Origin of the sequence: Clostridium tyrobutyricum (assembly GCF_019144085.1) — a bacterium.
GTDB classification, from domain to species: Bacteria; Bacillota; Clostridia; order Clostridiales; family Clostridiaceae; genus Clostridium_B; species Clostridium_B tyrobutyricum_A.
In genome coordinates this window covers 41,838-60,969 of sequence record NZ_JAHHUY010000019.1, presented here as the reverse complement: position 1 = coordinate 60,969, position 19,132 = coordinate 41,838, and the positions used below count along the sequence as shown (strand labels likewise).

At 28.8% G+C, this 19,132-nt stretch carries 16 protein-coding genes; 6 read left to right on the top strand and 10 right to left on the bottom strand.

The annotated features are described in order from the left end of the window. Nucleotides 1-64 precede the first annotated feature (64 nt). Complete coding sequence (locus tag KM800_RS09810) at nucleotides 65-613, bottom strand: 2'-5' RNA ligase family protein (RefSeq protein WP_217812923.1); 549 nt, start codon at nucleotides 611-613, stop codon at nucleotides 65-67. 214 nt (nucleotides 614-827) lie between these two features. On the opposite strand from KM800_RS09810, the gene KM800_RS09805 reads away from it, so the two are divergent. The 6 genes from KM800_RS09805 (at nucleotide 828) to KM800_RS09780 (ending at nucleotide 4,701) form a co-directional block, all read left to right on the top strand. Next, nucleotides 828-992, top strand: a complete 165-nt coding sequence (locus KM800_RS09805; protein ID WP_217812922.1) for a DUF1540 domain-containing protein — start codon at nucleotides 828-830, stop codon at nucleotides 990-992. A gap of 195 nt (nucleotides 993-1,187) precedes the next feature. Then, nucleotides 1,188-2,444, top strand: a complete 1,257-nt coding sequence (locus KM800_RS09800) for a UDP-N-acetylglucosamine 1-carboxyvinyltransferase (protein ID WP_217812921.1) — start codon at nucleotides 1,188-1,190, stop codon at nucleotides 2,442-2,444. A gap of 49 nt (nucleotides 2,445-2,493) precedes the next feature. Then, complete coding sequence (locus KM800_RS09795) at nucleotides 2,494-3,279, top strand: MBL fold metallo-hydrolase (protein ID WP_217812920.1); 786 nt, start codon at nucleotides 2,494-2,496, stop codon at nucleotides 3,277-3,279. 18 nt (nucleotides 3,280-3,297) lie between these two features. After that, nucleotides 3,298-3,870, top strand: a complete 573-nt coding sequence (locus KM800_RS09790; protein WP_217812919.1) for a GerMN domain-containing protein — start codon at nucleotides 3,298-3,300, stop codon at nucleotides 3,868-3,870. Then, complete coding sequence (locus KM800_RS09785; RefSeq protein ID WP_217812918.1) at nucleotides 3,848-4,048, top strand: CxxH/CxxC protein; 201 nt, start codon at nucleotides 3,848-3,850, stop codon at nucleotides 4,046-4,048. The genes KM800_RS09790 and KM800_RS09785 overlap by 23 nt, the downstream gene beginning before the upstream one ends. A 152-nt stretch (nucleotides 4,049-4,200) precedes the next feature. Continuing rightward, nucleotides 4,201-4,701, top strand: coding sequence for an SEC-C metal-binding domain-containing protein (locus KM800_RS09780; RefSeq protein ID WP_217812917.1), 501 nt, complete (start codon nucleotides 4,201-4,203; stop codon nucleotides 4,699-4,701). 44 nt (nucleotides 4,702-4,745) lie between these two features. Here the strand turns inward: KM800_RS09780 and asnS are convergent, their stop codons facing one another. The 9 genes from asnS to glgB form a co-directional block, all read right to left on the bottom strand. Continuing rightward, entirely contained in the window at nucleotides 4,746-6,137 is a 1,392-nt protein-coding gene (asnS, locus tag KM800_RS09775) for an asparagine--tRNA ligase (RefSeq protein ID WP_217812916.1), read from the bottom strand. 373 nt (nucleotides 6,138-6,510) lie between these two features. Beyond that, a complete protein-coding gene (locus KM800_RS09770) occupies nucleotides 6,511-7,017 on the bottom strand; it encodes a methylated-DNA--[protein]-cysteine S-methyltransferase (protein ID WP_217812915.1) in 507 nt (168 codons plus the stop codon). 36 nt (nucleotides 7,018-7,053) lie between these two features. Further along, entirely contained in the window at nucleotides 7,054-8,871 is a 1,818-nt protein-coding gene (locus KM800_RS09765; protein WP_217812914.1) for a DUF4434 domain-containing protein, read from the bottom strand. A gap of 92 nt (nucleotides 8,872-8,963) precedes the next feature. Beyond that, the gene (gene glgD, locus KM800_RS09760; RefSeq protein ID WP_217812913.1) at nucleotides 8,964-10,076 is read right to left on the bottom strand and encodes a glucose-1-phosphate adenylyltransferase subunit GlgD; all 1,113 of its coding nucleotides are present in this window, start codon (nucleotides 10,074-10,076) and stop codon (nucleotides 8,964-8,966) included. Nucleotides 10,077-10,121: 45 nt separating this feature from the next. Next, nucleotides 10,122-11,273, bottom strand: a complete 1,152-nt coding sequence (locus tag KM800_RS09755) for a glucose-1-phosphate adenylyltransferase (protein WP_217812912.1) — start codon at nucleotides 11,271-11,273, stop codon at nucleotides 10,122-10,124. A 27-nt stretch (nucleotides 11,274-11,300) separates the two neighbouring features. Further along, nucleotides 11,301-13,076, bottom strand: coding sequence for a glycoside hydrolase family 13 protein (locus KM800_RS09750; RefSeq protein WP_217812911.1), 1,776 nt, complete (start codon nucleotides 13,074-13,076; stop codon nucleotides 11,301-11,303). Nucleotides 13,077-13,095: 19 nt separating this feature from the next. Next, the gene (locus tag KM800_RS09745; RefSeq protein ID WP_217812910.1) at nucleotides 13,096-15,534 is read right to left on the bottom strand and encodes a glycogen/starch/alpha-glucan phosphorylase; all 2,439 of its coding nucleotides are present in this window, start codon (nucleotides 15,532-15,534) and stop codon (nucleotides 13,096-13,098) included. A 53-nt stretch (nucleotides 15,535-15,587) separates the two neighbouring features. Continuing rightward, entirely contained in the window at nucleotides 15,588-17,015 is a 1,428-nt protein-coding gene (gene glgA, locus KM800_RS09740; protein ID WP_217812909.1) for a glycogen synthase GlgA, read from the bottom strand. Nucleotides 17,016-17,069: 54 nt separating this feature from the next. Next, nucleotides 17,070-18,986 carry a 1,4-alpha-glucan branching protein GlgB gene (glgB, locus tag KM800_RS09735; RefSeq protein ID WP_217812908.1) on the bottom strand — a complete coding sequence of 639 codons (1,917 nt, stop codon included), beginning with the start codon at nucleotides 18,984-18,986 and terminating at the stop codon, nucleotides 17,070-17,072. Nucleotides 18,987-19,132 lie beyond the last annotated feature (146 nt).

Below are 19,132 nucleotides of genomic sequence, written 5' to 3'. Positions count from 1 at the left end.
AAAAGAATTTACTTGATTTATAGGTATAAAACATCCTGGATAGTTAAAACCATCCAGGATATTTTTAATACTCTCTAAGTTGAAAATTTTTTATAAGCATCTCTTTCTTATTATTCACAGGCTTCCATAATGCTATTCTATTGACAGTTATCATTTTGTGTATATTTTCTTTTTTAGCAGTTTGACAAGCTGCTACATATTCCTTACTGCTCCACTCCCTAACTGCATAATTCGTATTTGCTAGTGAAATATGCAGATCCCAATTTTCGATATTCTCTCTTACTTTAAATTTATGTAATCTTAAAAGTTCATTTAACTGTCGAGATAATCTTATTATATAGCCCTTATCTTCTATTTTCAAATTCACAGACTTATATGGAGGGTCAAAGCATATGGCACCATTTATATTTACTTTAAATTCTTTATATGGTTTTAAAAATTTTGAAACTATTTTAGTCAATTTATCTATATCAGGATCATCAATAACTTCAAGTGTTATATGTAAAACTGGCATATGTCTATATAATTTATATTTTCTACACATATCTCTTTGAATACATTCAATATGTGAATAAGAATCTTTATTAAATAATGCTACTAAATAATACTTCATTTATTTTAATCCTCCAATTAATATTATTCTACAATTAATTATAACATATAATTATAAATTCAATATTCTTATTTAAATGAAATTATTCCCAGTATATTTAAAAGTAAAATGTCTATACTATTTATTGTACAACATTTAAAAATATTTAAAATCGAAAGGGGTGAAAAATCTGCTGTAAGTCTGATATTAAACTAAAAATACAGCAGATGAAGCCATGAATAATACAAAAAATGAAAGCATAGGGTGTATAGTAAATGAATGTAAATACCATGCACAAGGAGATAACTTCTGTACATTAAACAAAATTCAAGTAACTAAACACGAAAATACAGCACATAACGTTGAATGTACTGACTGTGGAAGTTTTATGAAACAATAATTCATTAAACACAATTTATATATCAATTATTAGCCTAGTTTAATTAATTAAACTAGGCTTTTTGACGTTTATTTTTAAAAATTTTTATGTTAAAAACTCTTTAATTTATGATATAATAAAATTTGTGTAATATGAATTAATTTGATATTTTCTAAACTTTATATATATAAATTTGTGATAAGGATGGTTACTTAAATGGATAAATTAGTAATTACTGGAGGCAATCCTCTTTTTGGCTCCATAGAAATAAATGGTGCAAAGAATGCTGCTGTAGCAATATTACCTGCTGCAATAATGGCTAGTAAAAATAAATGCGTAATAGACAACATACCTAATATAGAAGATGTACATTGCATTGAAAGAATTCTGAAAAGCCTTGGGTGTGATATTAAGACCCAAAAAAACTCCGCTACAATTGATAGTACTCATATAGCTAGTTTAAGTGCAAACACAGATGATGTAAGGAAAATGAGAGCATCTTATTATCTAATAGGTGCATTACTCGGTAGATTCAAGAAGGCATCCGTAGAGCTTCCTGGTGGATGTCCTATAGGTGTTAGGCCTATAGATCAGCATATAAAAGGCTTTGAGGCCCTAGGTGCCAAAGTAAAAATTACACATGGTTCTGTTATGGTTGAAGCTGATGAATTGATAGGAACTAATATATTCTTTGATGTAGTTAGCGTTGGTGCCACAATAAATGTAATGCTTGCTGCAACATTAGCAAAAGGTGTAACTACACTTGAAAACGTGGCAAAAGAACCACATGTAGTAGATGTAGCAAATTTTTTAAATAGTATGGGCGCAAATATAAAAGGTGCTGGTACCGATGTTATAAGAATAGTTGGAGTTGAAAGTCTAAGCGGATGTGCCTACAGTGTAATTCCGGACCAAATAGAAGCAGGTACATATATGATTGCCTCTGCTGCATGCGGCGGTGAAGTTACCATTGAAAATGTAATTCCAAAACATCTTGAATCCATTTCCGCAAAACTAGTAGAAATGGGATCAGAAATACGAGAAAATGGAGACTCTATTACTGTAAAATCAACTGGTAACTTAAAAGGCGTCAACATTAAAACCCAACCTTATCCTGGTTTTCCAACAGATGTACAACAACCTATGAGTACATTATTAACTGTAGCAAACGGTAGAAGTATAATAAATGAAAGTATATGGGAAAGTAGATTTAAGCATGTAGATGAATTAAAGAAAATGGGTGCAAATATTAAAGTAGAGGGAAGAACTGCTATAATAGATGGTGTAGATAAATTAACAGGAGCAGTAGTAAAAGCAACAGATTTAAGAGCTGGAGCTGCAATGGTCATTGCAGGACTTATAGCAGAAGGAACTACAGAAGTTTTAAGCATAGAGCATATAGATAGGGGCTACCCTAATATTGAAGATAAATTCAAGGCCTTAGGAGCTAACATCCATAGGGCATGTGAATAAGTTCATATAAGTTGCGTAATAAAATTTAAGGCAAGAGGAGATTTATAATATGATTTTTTGTCCATTATTTAGTGGAAGCAGTGGCAATAGTACTTTTATAGCTTCCAATAATACAAAGATTTTAGTAGATGCAGGTCTTGCCGGTAAAAATATAGAAAATGCGTTATCAAGTATTAATCAAAATCCAAAAGAATTAGATGCTATCTTTGTTACTCACGAACATACTGATCATATAAAAGGTGTAGGTGTACTATCCAGAAGGTATGATATACCTATATATACAAATGAACTCACCTGGAATGCTATGTCACCAAATATAGGGAAAATTAAAGACAATAACATAAAAATAATTTCTGACAACTATGTGAATATTAAGGATATGGACATAATAAGTTATAAAATATCTCATGATGCAGCTGATCCAAGAGGCTATGAAATTTGTACTGAAAACAAGATAGCTTGTATTGCAACAGATTTAGGCTTTTTTTCAGATGAAGTAAAAAAAAGATTATACAGAGCAAACGTAATATTGCTTGAAAGCAATCATGACACGGAAATGTTAAAATTCGGTCCATATCCATATGTTTTAAAAAAAAGAATTTTAAGCAGTATAGGTCATTTATCCAATGATGATTGCGGTAAAGCCATAATTGACATTATAAACGATAAACTCAAAAAAATAGTTTTAGGGCATTTAAGTAAAATTAATAATTATCCTGAATTAGCTTATAAAACCGTAATAAACATTTTAAGTGAAAATGGAATAAAATTAAACAGGGATATAACCATAGCTATGGCAAATCGAAACATGCCAAGTAATTATACAGAATTTTAACAGAGAGGTGGAAATTTTTTGAAAAGCCATTTTAATGTTTTACTATATTCTATTATCATAATTTCAGCCTTACTATTAACTTCTTGTACTAAAAAAGATACTGTAAGTATAACTAATAGTGAAAAAGAAAAGAAAATTGCTTTTTCAAAAGATATTGACAATAATAACTTATTAGATTTAAAGATATATTTTGACTCTTCTAGTAAACTTAACAACGTAAAAGTATCCCAGGAAAAGCGAGTTATAAAAAAAGATGAACTTTTGGCTGAAACCATAATGAATGAGCTCATAAAGGGACCTTCAGTAAAAGGACAGTTATCGCCTATTTTACCTGATAATACACGACTCTTGACTCTATCAATAAAAGATAATATAGCTTACATTAACTTAAGTAAAGAAGCTAATATACCTATGACTTTCTCAAAAGAAAAAACTTGTATCAAAAGTATAGTTCTATCACTAGGTCAAGTATCCACCATAAATAAAGTAAAAATTTCTATAGAAAATACTGATATCAATATATTTGGAAATAATTTTGATTTATCGAAACCTATTGGGAAGGAGGATGTTGAAAATATCAAACAAAATTAAATACTCTTGTGAAGAACATGTAGATATAGCTTTAGATGAATTTTTAGATGAATTTGAGACCTTTCCATATCTTACTTATGTAAATGATTATCAAAATTCTAAAGTTGTACATCAAAAAAATATTAAATGCAGCTATTGTAATAGTAGTGCTGTTTATTCATTAGATATAGAACCTTAATCATTATTTTAATTTTATATGAATATTATATTATACAATTGCAAACTATCATAATATTTATTATAATAGTGCAAGCAAATATTTTAATTTTAAACATTATAATAAAAAGGGAGGTACTGCTTATATACAAATGTATATAGGTATAATAAACTATGAGTTTATATAAAGATTGGACAAATAAAGTCGTAACCTTAGTTAAAACAAAGGGAGAAACTGAGTTTTGGAAAGAATATGGGCAAATCGAAAAAAATGTATATACAAAAATATTAGCTGACAATAAAAGTACTATTACTGGAAATATAGATGAATTATCTAAACATTTCGATGTATCAACAATATTTTTTATGGGTTTTCTCGACGGTATAAATGACAGTTTAGAAGAACAGTTTGATCTTGAACAATTAGAAGAGGATTCAAACATTACTATAAAAATTAATTTTGAAAAATTATATTTCAATATGCTAGATGCTAAAGCCGATTATCTCTATAAGCTTTCACAATGGGACTCTATTTTTTCTAGTGAAAAAAGAAAAGCTATTCATAAACAGTGGGTTTCTTCAAGAACAATTGTAAATAAAAGTAAAATTGGTAGGAATGATTCCTGTCCATGTGGAAGTGGTAAAAAGTATAAAAACTGCTGCGGTAAGAATTAATATATCCGGCTATATAAATAATTATTTATATAGCCGGATTATTTTTAAAATTCAGCAGATCCTGTAGTTCTAGGAAATGGTATTACATCTCTTATGTTGGACATTCCTGTAATATACATAAGTATTCTTTCAAAACCAAGTCCAAATCCTGAATGTTTAGTTTCTCCATATTTTCTAAGTTCAAGATACCACCAATAATCCTCTTTGTTTAATCCATTCTCTTTTATTCTGTTTTCAAGTACCTCATATCTTTCCTCTCTTTGACTTCCTCCAACTATTTCTCCTACTCCAGGTACAAGTAAATCTGCTGCTGCTACAGTTTTACCATCATTATTTGCCCTCATATAAAAAGCTTTTATATCCTTTGGATAATCCGTTACAAATATAGGTTTACCATAGACTTTTTCAGTTAAAAATCTTTCATGTTCTGTCTGAAGATCAATTCCCCATTCTACTGGATATTCAAATTTTTGTCCGCTTTTTCTAAGTACATCAACTGCTTCAGTATAAGTTATTCTTCCAAATTTTGAATTTACTACGTTATTTAATCTATCAAATAATCCTTTATCTATAAAGGAGTTAAAAAATTGCATTTCCTCAGGAATATTTTCAAGCACATATTTAATTATATACTTTACTAATTCCTCTGCAGTATCCATATAATCGTTTAAATCTGCAAAAGCCATTTCAGGTTCTATCATCCAAAATTCAGCTGCATGTCTTGCAGTATTTGAATCCTCAGCTCTAAATGTAGGTCCAAATGTATACACATTTCTAAAAGCAAGTGCCATAGTTTCTGCTGAAAGCTGACCACTTACTGTTAAATTTGTCTCTTTTCCAAAAAAGTCTTTAGAATAATCTACTTTTCCATCTTCTGTCTTAGGAACATTATTTAAATCCAGTGTAGTAACTTTAAACATTTCACCTGCGCCTTCACAGTCACTTCCTGTTATAAGAGGAGTTTGTGCATATACAAATCCCCTTTCTTGAAAAAATCTATGTACGGCATATGCAGCTACAGATCTCACTCTAAATACTGCAGAAAATGTATTGCTTCTTCCCCTTAAATGTGCAATAGTTCTTAAATATTCAAGAGTATGTCTTTTCTTTTGAAGAGGATAATCTGAAGATGACATTCCTTCTATACATATGTTTTTAGCGTGAATTTCAAAAGATTGCTTTGCATTAGGAGTAATTACTACCTTCCCTTCTATTGCTAGTGAAGAACTAATTGGAAGTTTAGCTACTTCTTTAAAATTATCAATAGTATTATCAAAAACTATTTGAATATTTTTAAAAAATGTTCCATCGTTTAGTTCTATAAATCCAAAATTTTTTGAATCCCTTATAGTTCTTATCCATCCTAAAACTTTTACTTCTTTATCTGCAAACTTCTCAGTATTTCGATAAATAGTTTTTACTAATGTTGTTTCCATAAATGTAACCTCCATAAATATTTTAATTAAAAAAGCCCTTCGTCCCTTAAAGGGACGAAAGAGCTATAAATCCGCGATACCACCCAATTTGTCATAAAATGACCAATCTTTTATAAAATAGGACTTTCCTATTCTATAAGCTATAAGATGCTCAATACCTCTAAGCCTACTTTTTATGATTAAATTTCGGTTAGAAACTCAGAGATGTTCTTCAATAAAAGACTTATTACTGGACTTTCACCATAACCAGTTCGCTAAAATAATTCTTAATATTTACTCTTCTCTTCATAGTTATATAATATTCTTCTATTATACTTTACCATAAAATTATAATATTTATATAATTTTGTGTCAACATAAAAATACATTTTCATTAATCTACTATACTTTTAAAATTTTTTTCATGATTAAGGAGCCATTTTTTTCTCCATAAACCTCCACTATATCCAGTAAGATTTCCATCTTTTCCAATTACTCTATGACAAGGTATTACAATAATAATATTGTTGTTATGATTAGCTCCTCCAACAGCTCTTACAGCCTTTCTATTTCCAATTCTATCTGCTATATCCATATAAGAGCACGTACTTCCATAAGATATTTTCATAAGCTCATTCCACACCTTTTTTCTAAAATCTGTTCCCTGTAAGCTTATCCTTAATGAAAACTCTCTTCTCTTTCCCATAAAATACTCATTCAATTGAGTTTTGCAATCCCTTAAATACTTATAGACATCCGAATCCATATATTTTTGAAATTCACTTGAGCTTATTTCATTTAAATTTTTATCTATAAAACTTATAGATATTATCCCCAATTTAGATGCTGTTATTTTTATTATTCCAATAGGAGACTTGTAATATTCACTATACTTCTTCATACTCTTTTCACTTTCCTTATATTATATTTTAACTCCTTAATTTCTTACCTGAAATTCATCTATAAAAATATAATGATTGGCATCAGGTATAGATGTAAGTTTCACATATCTTGCCCTAATCGGTTTATTCAAAGTAAGATAAAGTGGATATTTTGAACCATTTCTTTCTGAAAAAGGAACATTGGGTATTCTTACAAGACCTACAGGTATAAAATTAACTCCATCTTCAGAAACTGCAATGGATGCTGATTTAGGCAACATTGCCCACTCCCTAGGTTTTCTATAATAATCTATCATGAATTGTCTAACCTGTTTAATACTTTTAAGATCTATCTGTATATTAAAAGGGTTATTGTACCACCCCAAAAAAGCTTTGTCTTTTACTGTATAACGTGAAGAAAATTTACCATCTGTTAGTTTATTAGTCCATAAACTATCGTAATTATAATCTGGTTTTGGACTTAAAGTGTAATTGCATCCTTTTGATAAAAGTGTAGGAAATACTTTTAAAGCATCTGAAACAACAGCAACAGTATTGGATACATGAGACTCATTGCCATAAAAATCCACAGCTTTAACTAAATAGGTAAATGATTTAACATTATTCTGTAATATAGGTTTATCATCTACACTTAAGTAAAATTGTTTGCTTTGCCCACCATATTTTCTCTGTACTACAGGATTAAAAATCAGAACTCCATTTCTGTATATTTTATATCCTTCAATATTATCATTTCTACTTGGAGCATTCCAAGTTAATTTAAATTCATTTTTATCAATAGTACTAACAGTTAGATTTTTAGGTTTAGGTACATTATTACTTTTTAATTGACCTGTTTTTACGTATTGAGAATATGCTTTATTAAATCCAGGATTAATATTATTAGGACTATAATAATGACTATATGAAAAGCTAACTATCTTATCTACACATGGTTGTTCAAGTTTAAGCTGATTTGTAAGTCTATCTAAATTTGCACTAGAATTGTTTACATAATCAAAAGTTTCTGCATTTGCCCACAACTTCAAACCCTTTTTAGTGTTGACAGCCTTTCTTAAGGCAGTAAACCATGGATTTACCTGATTTATATCCAATCCTCCAGACCCTACAGAATCTTGTGGACAAAATACATCTCCCGTTTGGAGATTTACTTTAGAAAAAAAATATTTCCAGTTATCTGCATATTCTTTAGCCGTTCCCATATCAGAATTCATAAAAGGTGACATTAAAAAAGGTAATCTTTGCTTCGATAAATTAAGATAATTTAGATTTATATTTATACCCTGTGCCAAATTTTGAAATGCATCTTTATTATTAAATTTAGCATTATCTATTTCATATGGAAAATACCAACCATAAAAAGCATATGGATATTTAGAATGGTATCTCTTATACAATTCATTGCAAATCAGGTTTGTCTTATTCATTTCATTTTTAAGCCAACCTGTATCTTTTACAGATACATTCCACCACTCATTATTAAAATCAGTAGCTAAAAAAACTTTTACACCTGATTTTTCCGCTGCTTTTAAACACAAATCTACTTGATCTGTATTTCCATAAATTTTTTTAGTTCCAGGTATATTACTTTGATAGACTGTTTTTGTAATATTATTTTCTGTGAAAACAATATTTGTCAAAATCAAATATTGCATTTTATTTTCAGTAAGATACTTTAATTCCCTATTCCAATCATTTTCATTCCAATTCTGAGCTAAATCAACTTGTATAAATGAGCCTGATAATATAGGATAATTCTTATTTTGTCTTAATGGACTTCTAAAGTACATTAATATACCTGTAAAAAATATAATAACAATTAATAATAAACATATAAAGTTTCTTCTTTTCATATTATTTTCCTCTCAAATTTAGATTAAATTAAAAGGAGATAAAATTAATATCTCCTTAAAATTATATAATATAAAATTTTTATAGTATACACTTAATATATTTTTTCATCATTTTGTATTACAACAGGTGCATACTTGTCTCCTTTTAATTCTCTATTGGAATCTATGCACACATTTTTATTCAAAATAGTATATTCTAACTTAACATTTTCGCCTAAAACGCAATTTTGAAGTACTATACAATTTCTAAGTATGGATCCTTTAGATACATTTACTCTTCTAAATATTATACTATTTTCTACAGTTCCATATATGAAGCATCCATTTGCTATTATAGAATTTTTTACATTACTTGATTGAAAATATTTTGCAGGTATTTCATCATTTGTTTTAGTATATATAGGTCTTTCAGTTGAAAACAATTCTTTCATTACCTTGTGATCTAGAAGTTCCATACTTGTACAATAATACGTTTTTATAGAATTTATACAACTCAAATACCCTTTAAATTCAAAAGCACCCACTTTTAAATGTTCAAGACAATTATATATATGATATTTTATCTTCCTATAACTTCCCGTAGATACACATTCATTGACTATATCAAGAAATATTTTTTTCTCCATCATGTATATTTCCATATTTATATTTGCTTCTTTATTTACTCCTATATTTCTTCCTACACTTACAACTCTTCCCTTTTCATTAATATTTAACGTTTCACAATGCAAGAACCTGGAATCTGCATCTTCAACATTTTTATATACTATTGTAATATCATTTTTTGATCTTATATGAAATTTCATTGCCTGGTTTAAATCTATATTACATAACATATAAGAAGATGCAATAATTACATAATCTTCTTTACTTCTCTTAAAATAAGTTATATTTTTAGAAAAATTATGTACATCATCAAAACTAGGATCTTCTTCTGTAAAATTAAAAACTCTCAGTCCATCTATTTTTCTGCTTAAATCCCAAGGTATTCCATTACTTAGGTGATCCATGAGTGATCTCGACTCCATCTTAGTAAATATTCCTATATTCTCTATACCACTATTGCTCATATTGGATAATATAAAATCAATAATTCTATATCGTCCTGCAATAGGTATAGAAGCAAAAGTTCTGTCTCTTGAAAGTTCCTTTATATTATCATCATTTTCATCTAAATTTATAATACCCATAAAATTTTCATACATAGTATCACTCCTATAAAATAAAAATTTTCTAAAAATTGAGCATGTCTACACATTGACAAATATAGATCCTGCCTTTACATCTACATTTGATCCTATAACAGTAATTTGTTTCCCATCGCCTACAATACTGTTTCTTCTAACTGTTGCATTACTGCCAACAACTGCTTTATTAATTATAACGTTATCTCCAATTTTAGTATTAGGCATTATAACTGAATCTATTATCTTAGAATTCTTTCCTATAACGCATCCTGAAAATATAATAGAATGATTTACTTCTCCATATATTTCACACCCATCTACTGCAATAGATGATTTAATATTTGCGTTAGGTCCAATGTACTGAGCTGGTTCTACATGGTTTACTGAATATATTCTCCAATCAGGATCTCCCAAATTAAGTTCATTATCCTCTCTTAAAAGATCCATATTTGCTTCCCATAGGCTATCTATAGTTCCAACATCTTTCCAATATCCATTAAAAGAATATGCATACATTTTTGCTCCCATCTCCAACATATTTGGTATAATATTTTTTCCAAAATCATTAGATGAACTTTTGTTGTTTTCATCCGCCCTTAAAAATTTTTTTAAAAGCTTCCAATTGAAAATATATACACCCATGGATGCCTTTGTGCTTTTAGCTTTGACTGGCTTCTCCTCGAATTCATATACACTCATATCCTGTTTTGTATTTATTATTCCAAATCTATATGTCTCCTCTTTTGGTACTTCAATAACTGCAATGGTTACATCTGCTTCTTTTTCCTTATGAAATTTAAGCATATCCCCATAGTTCATTTTATATATATGATCTCCTGAAAGTATGAGTACATACTCAGGGTCATAGTTATCTATAAAAGTAATATTTTGATATATGGCATCTGCTGTTCCCTTATACCAGTTGCCACCATTTTCTTCCTGATAAGGTGGAAGTATATATACTCCTCCATCTCTTCTATCTAGATCCCATGAACTTCCTATGCCTATATGTGAATTCAATTCTAAAGGCTTGTACTGTGTTAAAACCCCTACAGTATATATTCCTGAATTAGAGCAGTTACTTAATGCAAAATCTATAATTCTATATTTTCCTCCAAAAGGTACTGCTGGTTTAGCTAATTTTTTAGTCAGTATACCCAGTCTTGAACCTTGTCCACCAGCTAATATCATAGATAATATTTGTTTTTTCTTCATGGCAATCCCCCACTTTCTAATCAATAATTAACAGCATAAAATTTTTATTTCCAAAGGTAATATCCCTATGTCTCTAATTTTATCCAATTTTATATCAAAAGATTTAGATGAATTTCTGTTTATTACAATCAATATTCTTTCTTGCTTAAATGTTCTCTCATAACATAGTACGTCTTTGTCTATATCATAAAAGCTTATGCTTCCATTTTTTAATGCATCATATTTATTTCTTAATCCTGTTATATATTTATAGAACTTCAATATAATTTTATTTTCATTTCCCCAAGGATATGTCTTTCTGTTAAGTGGATCTTTTCCTCCAGAAACTCCTGCTTCATCACCATAATATATAAGTGGAACTCCCGGCATAGTCATTTGAATAGTAACAGCCATTTTTAAAAATTGTATTTGATTATTTTGTTTATTGCTTAATACTGTGAGAATGCGCTCTGTATCATGGGTTCCTATTATATTCAAATTTGAATATAATATTTCTTTAGGATAATTTTCATATAAACTAAGTATGATTCTTTCAAACATTTTGGAATCTACATTTCCATTTAGAAATCCTATTAGAGCATTTCTAAATGGATAATTAGTTATGGAATCAAGTTCTCTCCCAAAAACATATTTTCTTCTATTTGAATAACTTATTTTATTGGATGCATCTTCCCAAACTTCACCTATTAGTACAGAGTCCTCTTTAATTTTCTTTATCTTAGTTTTTATTTTTTCTATAAAATCATCAGGTAACTCATCTGCTACATCCAATCTCCATCCGGATGCACCTAAATCCATCCATTTCTTCAATACCGAGTTTTTTCCCTCGATAATAAAATCTATATAACTATTTTCCATTTCGTTTACACTTGGCATATTGTCTATTCCCCACCAACTGTTATATTTATCAGGATATTCTTGAAATGTATACCATTTATAATATGATGACTCTTTTGATTGATATGCCCCTGTTGAATCATAGTTTCCATATTTATTAAAATAAATACTGTCATCTCCAGTATGATTGAATACTCCGTCTAAAATAATTTTTATACCTAACTTATTTGCTTCTTTACATAATTCATTAAATATTTCTTCATTTCCATACATCTCATCTATAGACTTATAATCTCCAGTATCATATTTATGATTACTTTTAGACTTGAATATAGGATTTAAATATATTGCAGTAGTGCCTAAACTCTTTATATAATCAAGTTTTTCAATTATTCCTTTTAAATTTCCTCCAAAGAAATCCCATCTGGCTATTTTTCCGCTTTTATCTTTTATATACATTGGTTCATCCTGCCAATTTCCATATATGAAGCTATTATTTTTAGTTTTAATAATTTCTCCATTGCCATTTCTAAACCTATCTACAAATATTTGATATACAATACCTTCCTTAAACCATTTTGGTACCTTAAAAGGCTCATATACAGTTATTTGATAGGTTACTGGATTATTGTAGTATACTTGGCCTTCTCCACCCAATCCATCAGAATTGTTGCCATAATAAATATATGAATCATCATTAGTCTTTATCCTGAAAAAATAATTGATAAGCCCTGTATAATTTTGCGATAAATCTATATTGTAATAATACAGGTAGGTTTCACTTTTCTTAATTTCAACATTCATCTTTACATATTCTTCACCATAATTAAAATATTGTAAGTATAAATATATTTCTAAAAGTTTATTTGACATTATAGAAATATATACCTTATTTCCCTTAGGTACTGCCCCAAAAGGTTTTCTATAGCAGCTCTCTCTAGAATCATGTTTTAATTTAAAATCCATGCCATGCCTCTTTTCAAATTTATTCTAGATTTTTATATAAACATTTTGACCCCCATATACCTGTAGCATATTCTCTTATGGTTCTATCACTTGAAAATATTCCGGAGTGAGCTATATTTACAGCACACATTCTCTGCCATTTTGATTTATTCCTATAGAGTCTATCTATCTTTTCCTGAGCATCTAAATAAGAGTAAAAATCCTTGATTACAAAGAATTCATCATTATAAGTTACTAGATTCTCATATATGCTTTTAAACTTGTTTTTATCTTTGCAATAAGTACCATCTACCAGCGAGTTAATAATTCTTTTTAATCTTATATCATTATTTATAATATTTTGTGAAGAATATCCTCCTGTTTTGTACAAATTCAATACCTGTTTTTCTGTAAGTCCGAATATTACTATATTTTCATCGCCAACTTCGTCTTTTATCTCAACATTTGCTCCATCTAAAGTTGCTATTGTAACTGCTCCATTCATCATGAATTTCATATTACTAGTCCCGGATGCCTCTTTAGTAGTAGTAGAAATCTGCTCACTAAGATCTGCCGCAGGTATAATAACTTCAGCTAAAGATACTCTATAATTTTCCATAAATATTACTTTTATCTTTTTATTTACTCTATCATCATTATTTATTTTATCAGCTACCATATTTATCAATGTAATTATATCTTTAGCTAAATAGTATCCTGGTGCCGATTTTCCCGCAAATATAAAAGTTCTAGGAACTATATCAAGATTTGGATTTTCAATGAGTCTATTGTATAGATCCATTATTCTAAGACAATTTAAAGTCTGTCTTTTATAAGCATGAATTCTTTTTATCTGAATATCGAATATAGAATTTATATCTATATTTATACCTTTATCTCTATATATAAGATCTGCCAGTTTTCTTTTATTCTCTAGTTTTATATCTCTTAATCTATTTTGAGCTTCTACATTATCAGCAAATTTTTCAAAATTTATCATATCTGTAGGATGAGTTATGAAGCTATCACCTATTTTTTCTTTTAAAAACATTGTAAGTTTTGGATTTGCACTTATAAGCCATCTTCTATGAGTTATACCATTTGTTTTATTATTAAATTTATTAGGATAACAATAATAAAAATCTGACATTTCCTGCTTTTTTAATATCTCTGTATGAAGTTTTGCTACACCATTTACACTGTGACTTCCTACTATAGCAAGATGGGCCATTTTTATATATCCATTATCTATTATGGCCATCTTTCTTATCTTATCCCATTGACCAACATACTTGTTTTTTAATTCATCGCAAAATCTTTTATCTATTTCTTGTACTATCATAAATATCCTTGGCAGTAGTTTTTTAAACATTTCTATAGGCCATTTTTCAAGTGCTTCTGCCATTATAGTATGATTTGTATAGGACATTATATTATTTGTCATCCTCCATGCAGTGTCCCATCCAAAACCTTCCTCATCTATAAGTATCCTCATAAGTTCTGGTATAGCAAGAGTAGGATGTGTATCATTTATGTGAATCGCTATTTTTTCATCCAATTCTTTCATATTTCCTTGAGCACTCTTAAAATGATGTATTATACTCTGAAGTCCTGCAGATACAAAAAAATACTGCTGCTTTAACCTTAAAACTTTTCCTTCATAAAAACTGTCATCAGGATATAATATTTGAGATATGGACTCTACAGAATCTCTATATTCCATAGCTTTTCTAAAATCACCGCGATTAAATGATGAAAAATCAAATTCATTGGATAAAGGCTCGGCACTCCAAAGTCTTAGAGTATTTACAACATTATTCTTATATCCTACTATCGGCATATCATAAGGTACGGCTAAAATCGCATCATAATTTATATGATTGAATTTTAAATTTCCATCTGTATAGTCCACCCTTATATCTCCACCAAATTTAACTACTCTTGCTTTATCGTTCTTTTTTATTTCCCATATATTACCTTTTTTTAGCCAATCATCCGGAACTTCTACCTGAGAATCATTTATTATTTTCTGATTAAAAAATCCATATTTATATCTTATACCACAACCATGGCCTGGTATACTTAAAGATGCCATTGAATCTAAAAAACAAGCTGCTAGTCTTCCTAATCCTCCATTACCAAGTCCCTGGTCTTCTTCAAGATTTTCTAATTTATCTAAATCTATCCCTAAATCATCTAAAGCTGACTTACATATGTCTCTTATACCTAAATTTAATAAATTACTTCCAAGAAGTCTGCCAAGTAAGAATTCCATGGAAAAATAGTAAACTTGCTTCTTGCTATTTTCCTTATATTTTTTATTTGTATCTATCCACATTTTAGCAACATAATCTCTTACAAGACTTCCCAGTGCCTCATATTTGTTGTAATCTGTTCCTTCATCTAAATCTTTGCCATGAATTTCTATGAATTTTTGCCTATAATCTTTTTTAAATGTTTCTTTATCTATACTTAGCATGAAATTCCTCCTAATAAAATATCTCTCTTTAGGCAAATACTTAAAACATACAACTATAACATACTATTATACAATGATTTATAAAGTTCTGCAGAATTACTCCAACTATTATCAGTTTCCATTCCCTGTTTAATTATATTTTGCCATATCTCTTTTTCTCTGAAATATTCAAGTGCACTATCTACTACATGTAAAAAATCATCTGCATTGAATTTTGAAAAACTAAATCCATTTCCTTCCATAGTATACTTATTGTAAGGTATAATTGTATCTTTAAGTCCTCCAGTTTCCCTAACTACTGGAATAGAACCATATCTTAATGCTATCAATTGTCCTAATCCACAAGGTTCAAATAGAGATGGCATCAAAAATATATCAGATGCAGCATATATTTTATGTGCCAATACATCATCAAAATATATATTTGAAGATACAGTTCTAGGATATTTTGATGCAAGATATCTAAAATAATCTTCATATTCACTATATCCTGTTCCTAGTATTACCAATTGAACGTGTTTTGAAACAAGTCTTTCACCTATATTTTCTATAATATCCATTCCCTTCTGAGGTGTGAATCTTGATATGATTGCCAGCATAGGTACATTTTCATCAACATTTAAATTTAGATCTTTTTGAAGCTTTAATTTATTTATCATTTTATTTCTCAAATTGTTTTTATTATAATTTCTAAATATCATACTATCTTTTTCCGGATTATAAACGTTATAATCTATTCCATTAACTATGCCCCAGAGGTCACTACTTCTGCTCCTTAACAATCCATCTAGATTTTCTCCATATTCAGGGCTCTGTATTTCAAATGCATAGGAACGACTTACTGTAGATATCTTGTCACTGTAATTTATACCACTTTTCATAAAACTTGCAGCCCCATTTAATTCTACACTGCCGTTTTCATATAATATTGGGTCAAGATTAAATAACTCTCCCAAAATGCTTTTATCAAAATTGCCTTGAAAAAGAAGATTGTGTATACTATATACAAATTTAATTCCACTATAAAAACCATCTTGCTTATATTCAATTTTGTATAATACTGGAATCATACCTGTCTGCCAATCATTGCAATGTATTATATCCGGTTTATAATTAATTTGCCACAACATATTCAATACAGCTCTATTAAAAAATGCAAATCTTTCTCCATCATCATAATAGCCATAAATATTATCTCTTGAAAAATAATATTCGTTGTCTATCAAATAATAAATTACTCCCTCATATTCATACTCAAATATTCCACAATACTTGTTTCTCCAACCTACAGGTACATAAAAATATTTAATAAAATTTAATTTTTTTACTAAATCGGATTTTATAATACTGTATTTAGGAATAACAACTCTCACATCTATATTTATTTTTTTTAAATATTTAGGAAGTGTACCTGTTACATCACCAAGTCCTCCTGTCTTAATAAAAGGATCTGCTTCAGAAGCAACTAATAATACTTTCATATAAATTCCCCCTTAACCATTGCTTGTTTTTTATACTATTTTATTTTTTAAATTTCAAATCACATTATGTTGTGATATTTGAAAATATATTTTTTTAGGTTTTATTATAACTGAAGCCATTGGAGGTACCTTTATAGAAAGACAAAAATTTTGATTGTGATATTCTCTATTTTTAGAATAAAGTATATCTTTATTTATTACTCCTGAACCTCCAAATTCTTCTCTATCAGTATTGAAAATTTCTTTATATTCACCTAAATATGGTACTCCTATGTCGTAATCAGAATAACTTTTTGATGTGAAATTGCAAATTACTATAAGTGCATTTTCTTTTTGGCTACATTTTCTCATGTATATTAATATGCTCTGATTAGAGTTATCTGCATTTATCCAATTAAATCCTCTCTCATCATAATCAAATTCCCATAATGATTTCTCATGTATATAAATTTTATTTATATTCTTAAAAAAATTTAGAGTAGCTTTGTGCATAGGAAATTTATCTATAAGTTCCCAATCCAATTGTTCTGAATTCTTCCATTCTGAAAACTGTCCGAATTCACTTCCCATGAATATGACTTTCTTGCCTGGGTGAGTATACATATATGTAATAAATACTCTAAGTCCTGCAAATTTATTACAATAATCTCCCCACATTTTATTTACCAATGATCCTTTTCCATGAACAACTTCATCATGTGATATTGGGAGTATAAAATTTTCTGAATAATTATACATCATAGAAAATGTAAGTAATTTATGATTATATCTTTTCTCCTCTGGACTCATATTTATATATTTCAATACATCGTTCATCCATCCCATATTCCACTTAAAATTAAATCCCAATCCCCCAGAATATGCTGGTGCTGTAATTAAAGGCCATGCTGTAGATTCTTCCGCGATCATAATTAAATTTGGAAATTCATTAAAAAGTGCAGCATTTAATTGTCTATAAAATTCCACAGCTTGTAGATTTTTATTATCACCATTTTCATTAGCCGTCCATTCACCTGGTCCCTTGTCATAATCCAAATAAAGTGTATTGGCAACAGCATCTACTCTAAGACCATCTATGTGAAATTCTCTTAGCCAATATAGAGCATTTGATATTAAAAAGCTCCTAACTTCTGGTTTACCTAAATCAAAATTACCAGCACCCCAGCCCTTATTTTCAGATTGCTTTTTATCTTTATATTCATAGGTAGATGTACCATCAAATTTATATAATCCATGTTCATCCTTGCAAAAATGTCCCGGTACCCAATCCAAGATAACTCCTATGCCTTCTTTATGAAGTATATTAACAAAATATTTGAAATCTTCTATACTTCCATATCTACTCGTTATAGAATAATACCCTGTCACCTGATAACCCCAGGAGTCATCTAATGGATGCTCCATTAGAGGCATTATTTCAACATAATTATAATTCATATTTTTTAAATATTTAGAAAGTTGTAGTGATATATCTTTATAATTTAAAAATTCTCCACATTTATTTTTTCTCCATGAACCAAGATGAACTTCATATATATTAATAGGTGTTTTGTATACGTTTGTTTTTTTTCTTCTAGATATCCATTTAGCATCTTCCCATCTGAATATTTTTTGTCGTACTATCTTTGAGGCATTATCAGGTCGTTTTTGTGAATATCTAGCGTAAGGATCACATTTTAAAATAGATTTATTGTATTTGTCTATAATTTGGTACTTATATATATATTCCTTCTTTATACCTGGTATAAATCTACTCCACAAGTTCTTGCCAAATATTTTATTTAATTTATATTTATCATCAGATTTCCAATTATTAAAATCACCCACTACCTTTACTTCTTTGGCATTAGGTGCCCATACAGTAAATCTAGTTCCAACTCTTCCCTTTTCTCTTCTAAAATGCGCTCCCATAAAACTATAACTTTTATAATTTTTGCCTTTATAAAATAGAATTACATTTTTATCTACCATTGGCATCACCACCCCATATTTCTAATCATTTACAATTCTTATATATAAAAGATTCTACATCTATTTTATTTTACCTTCTATAAAATATAATTATAAAATAAGATTATAAGAACTAAAAGCCCCAAAAAATTTTGACATAAAAAAAT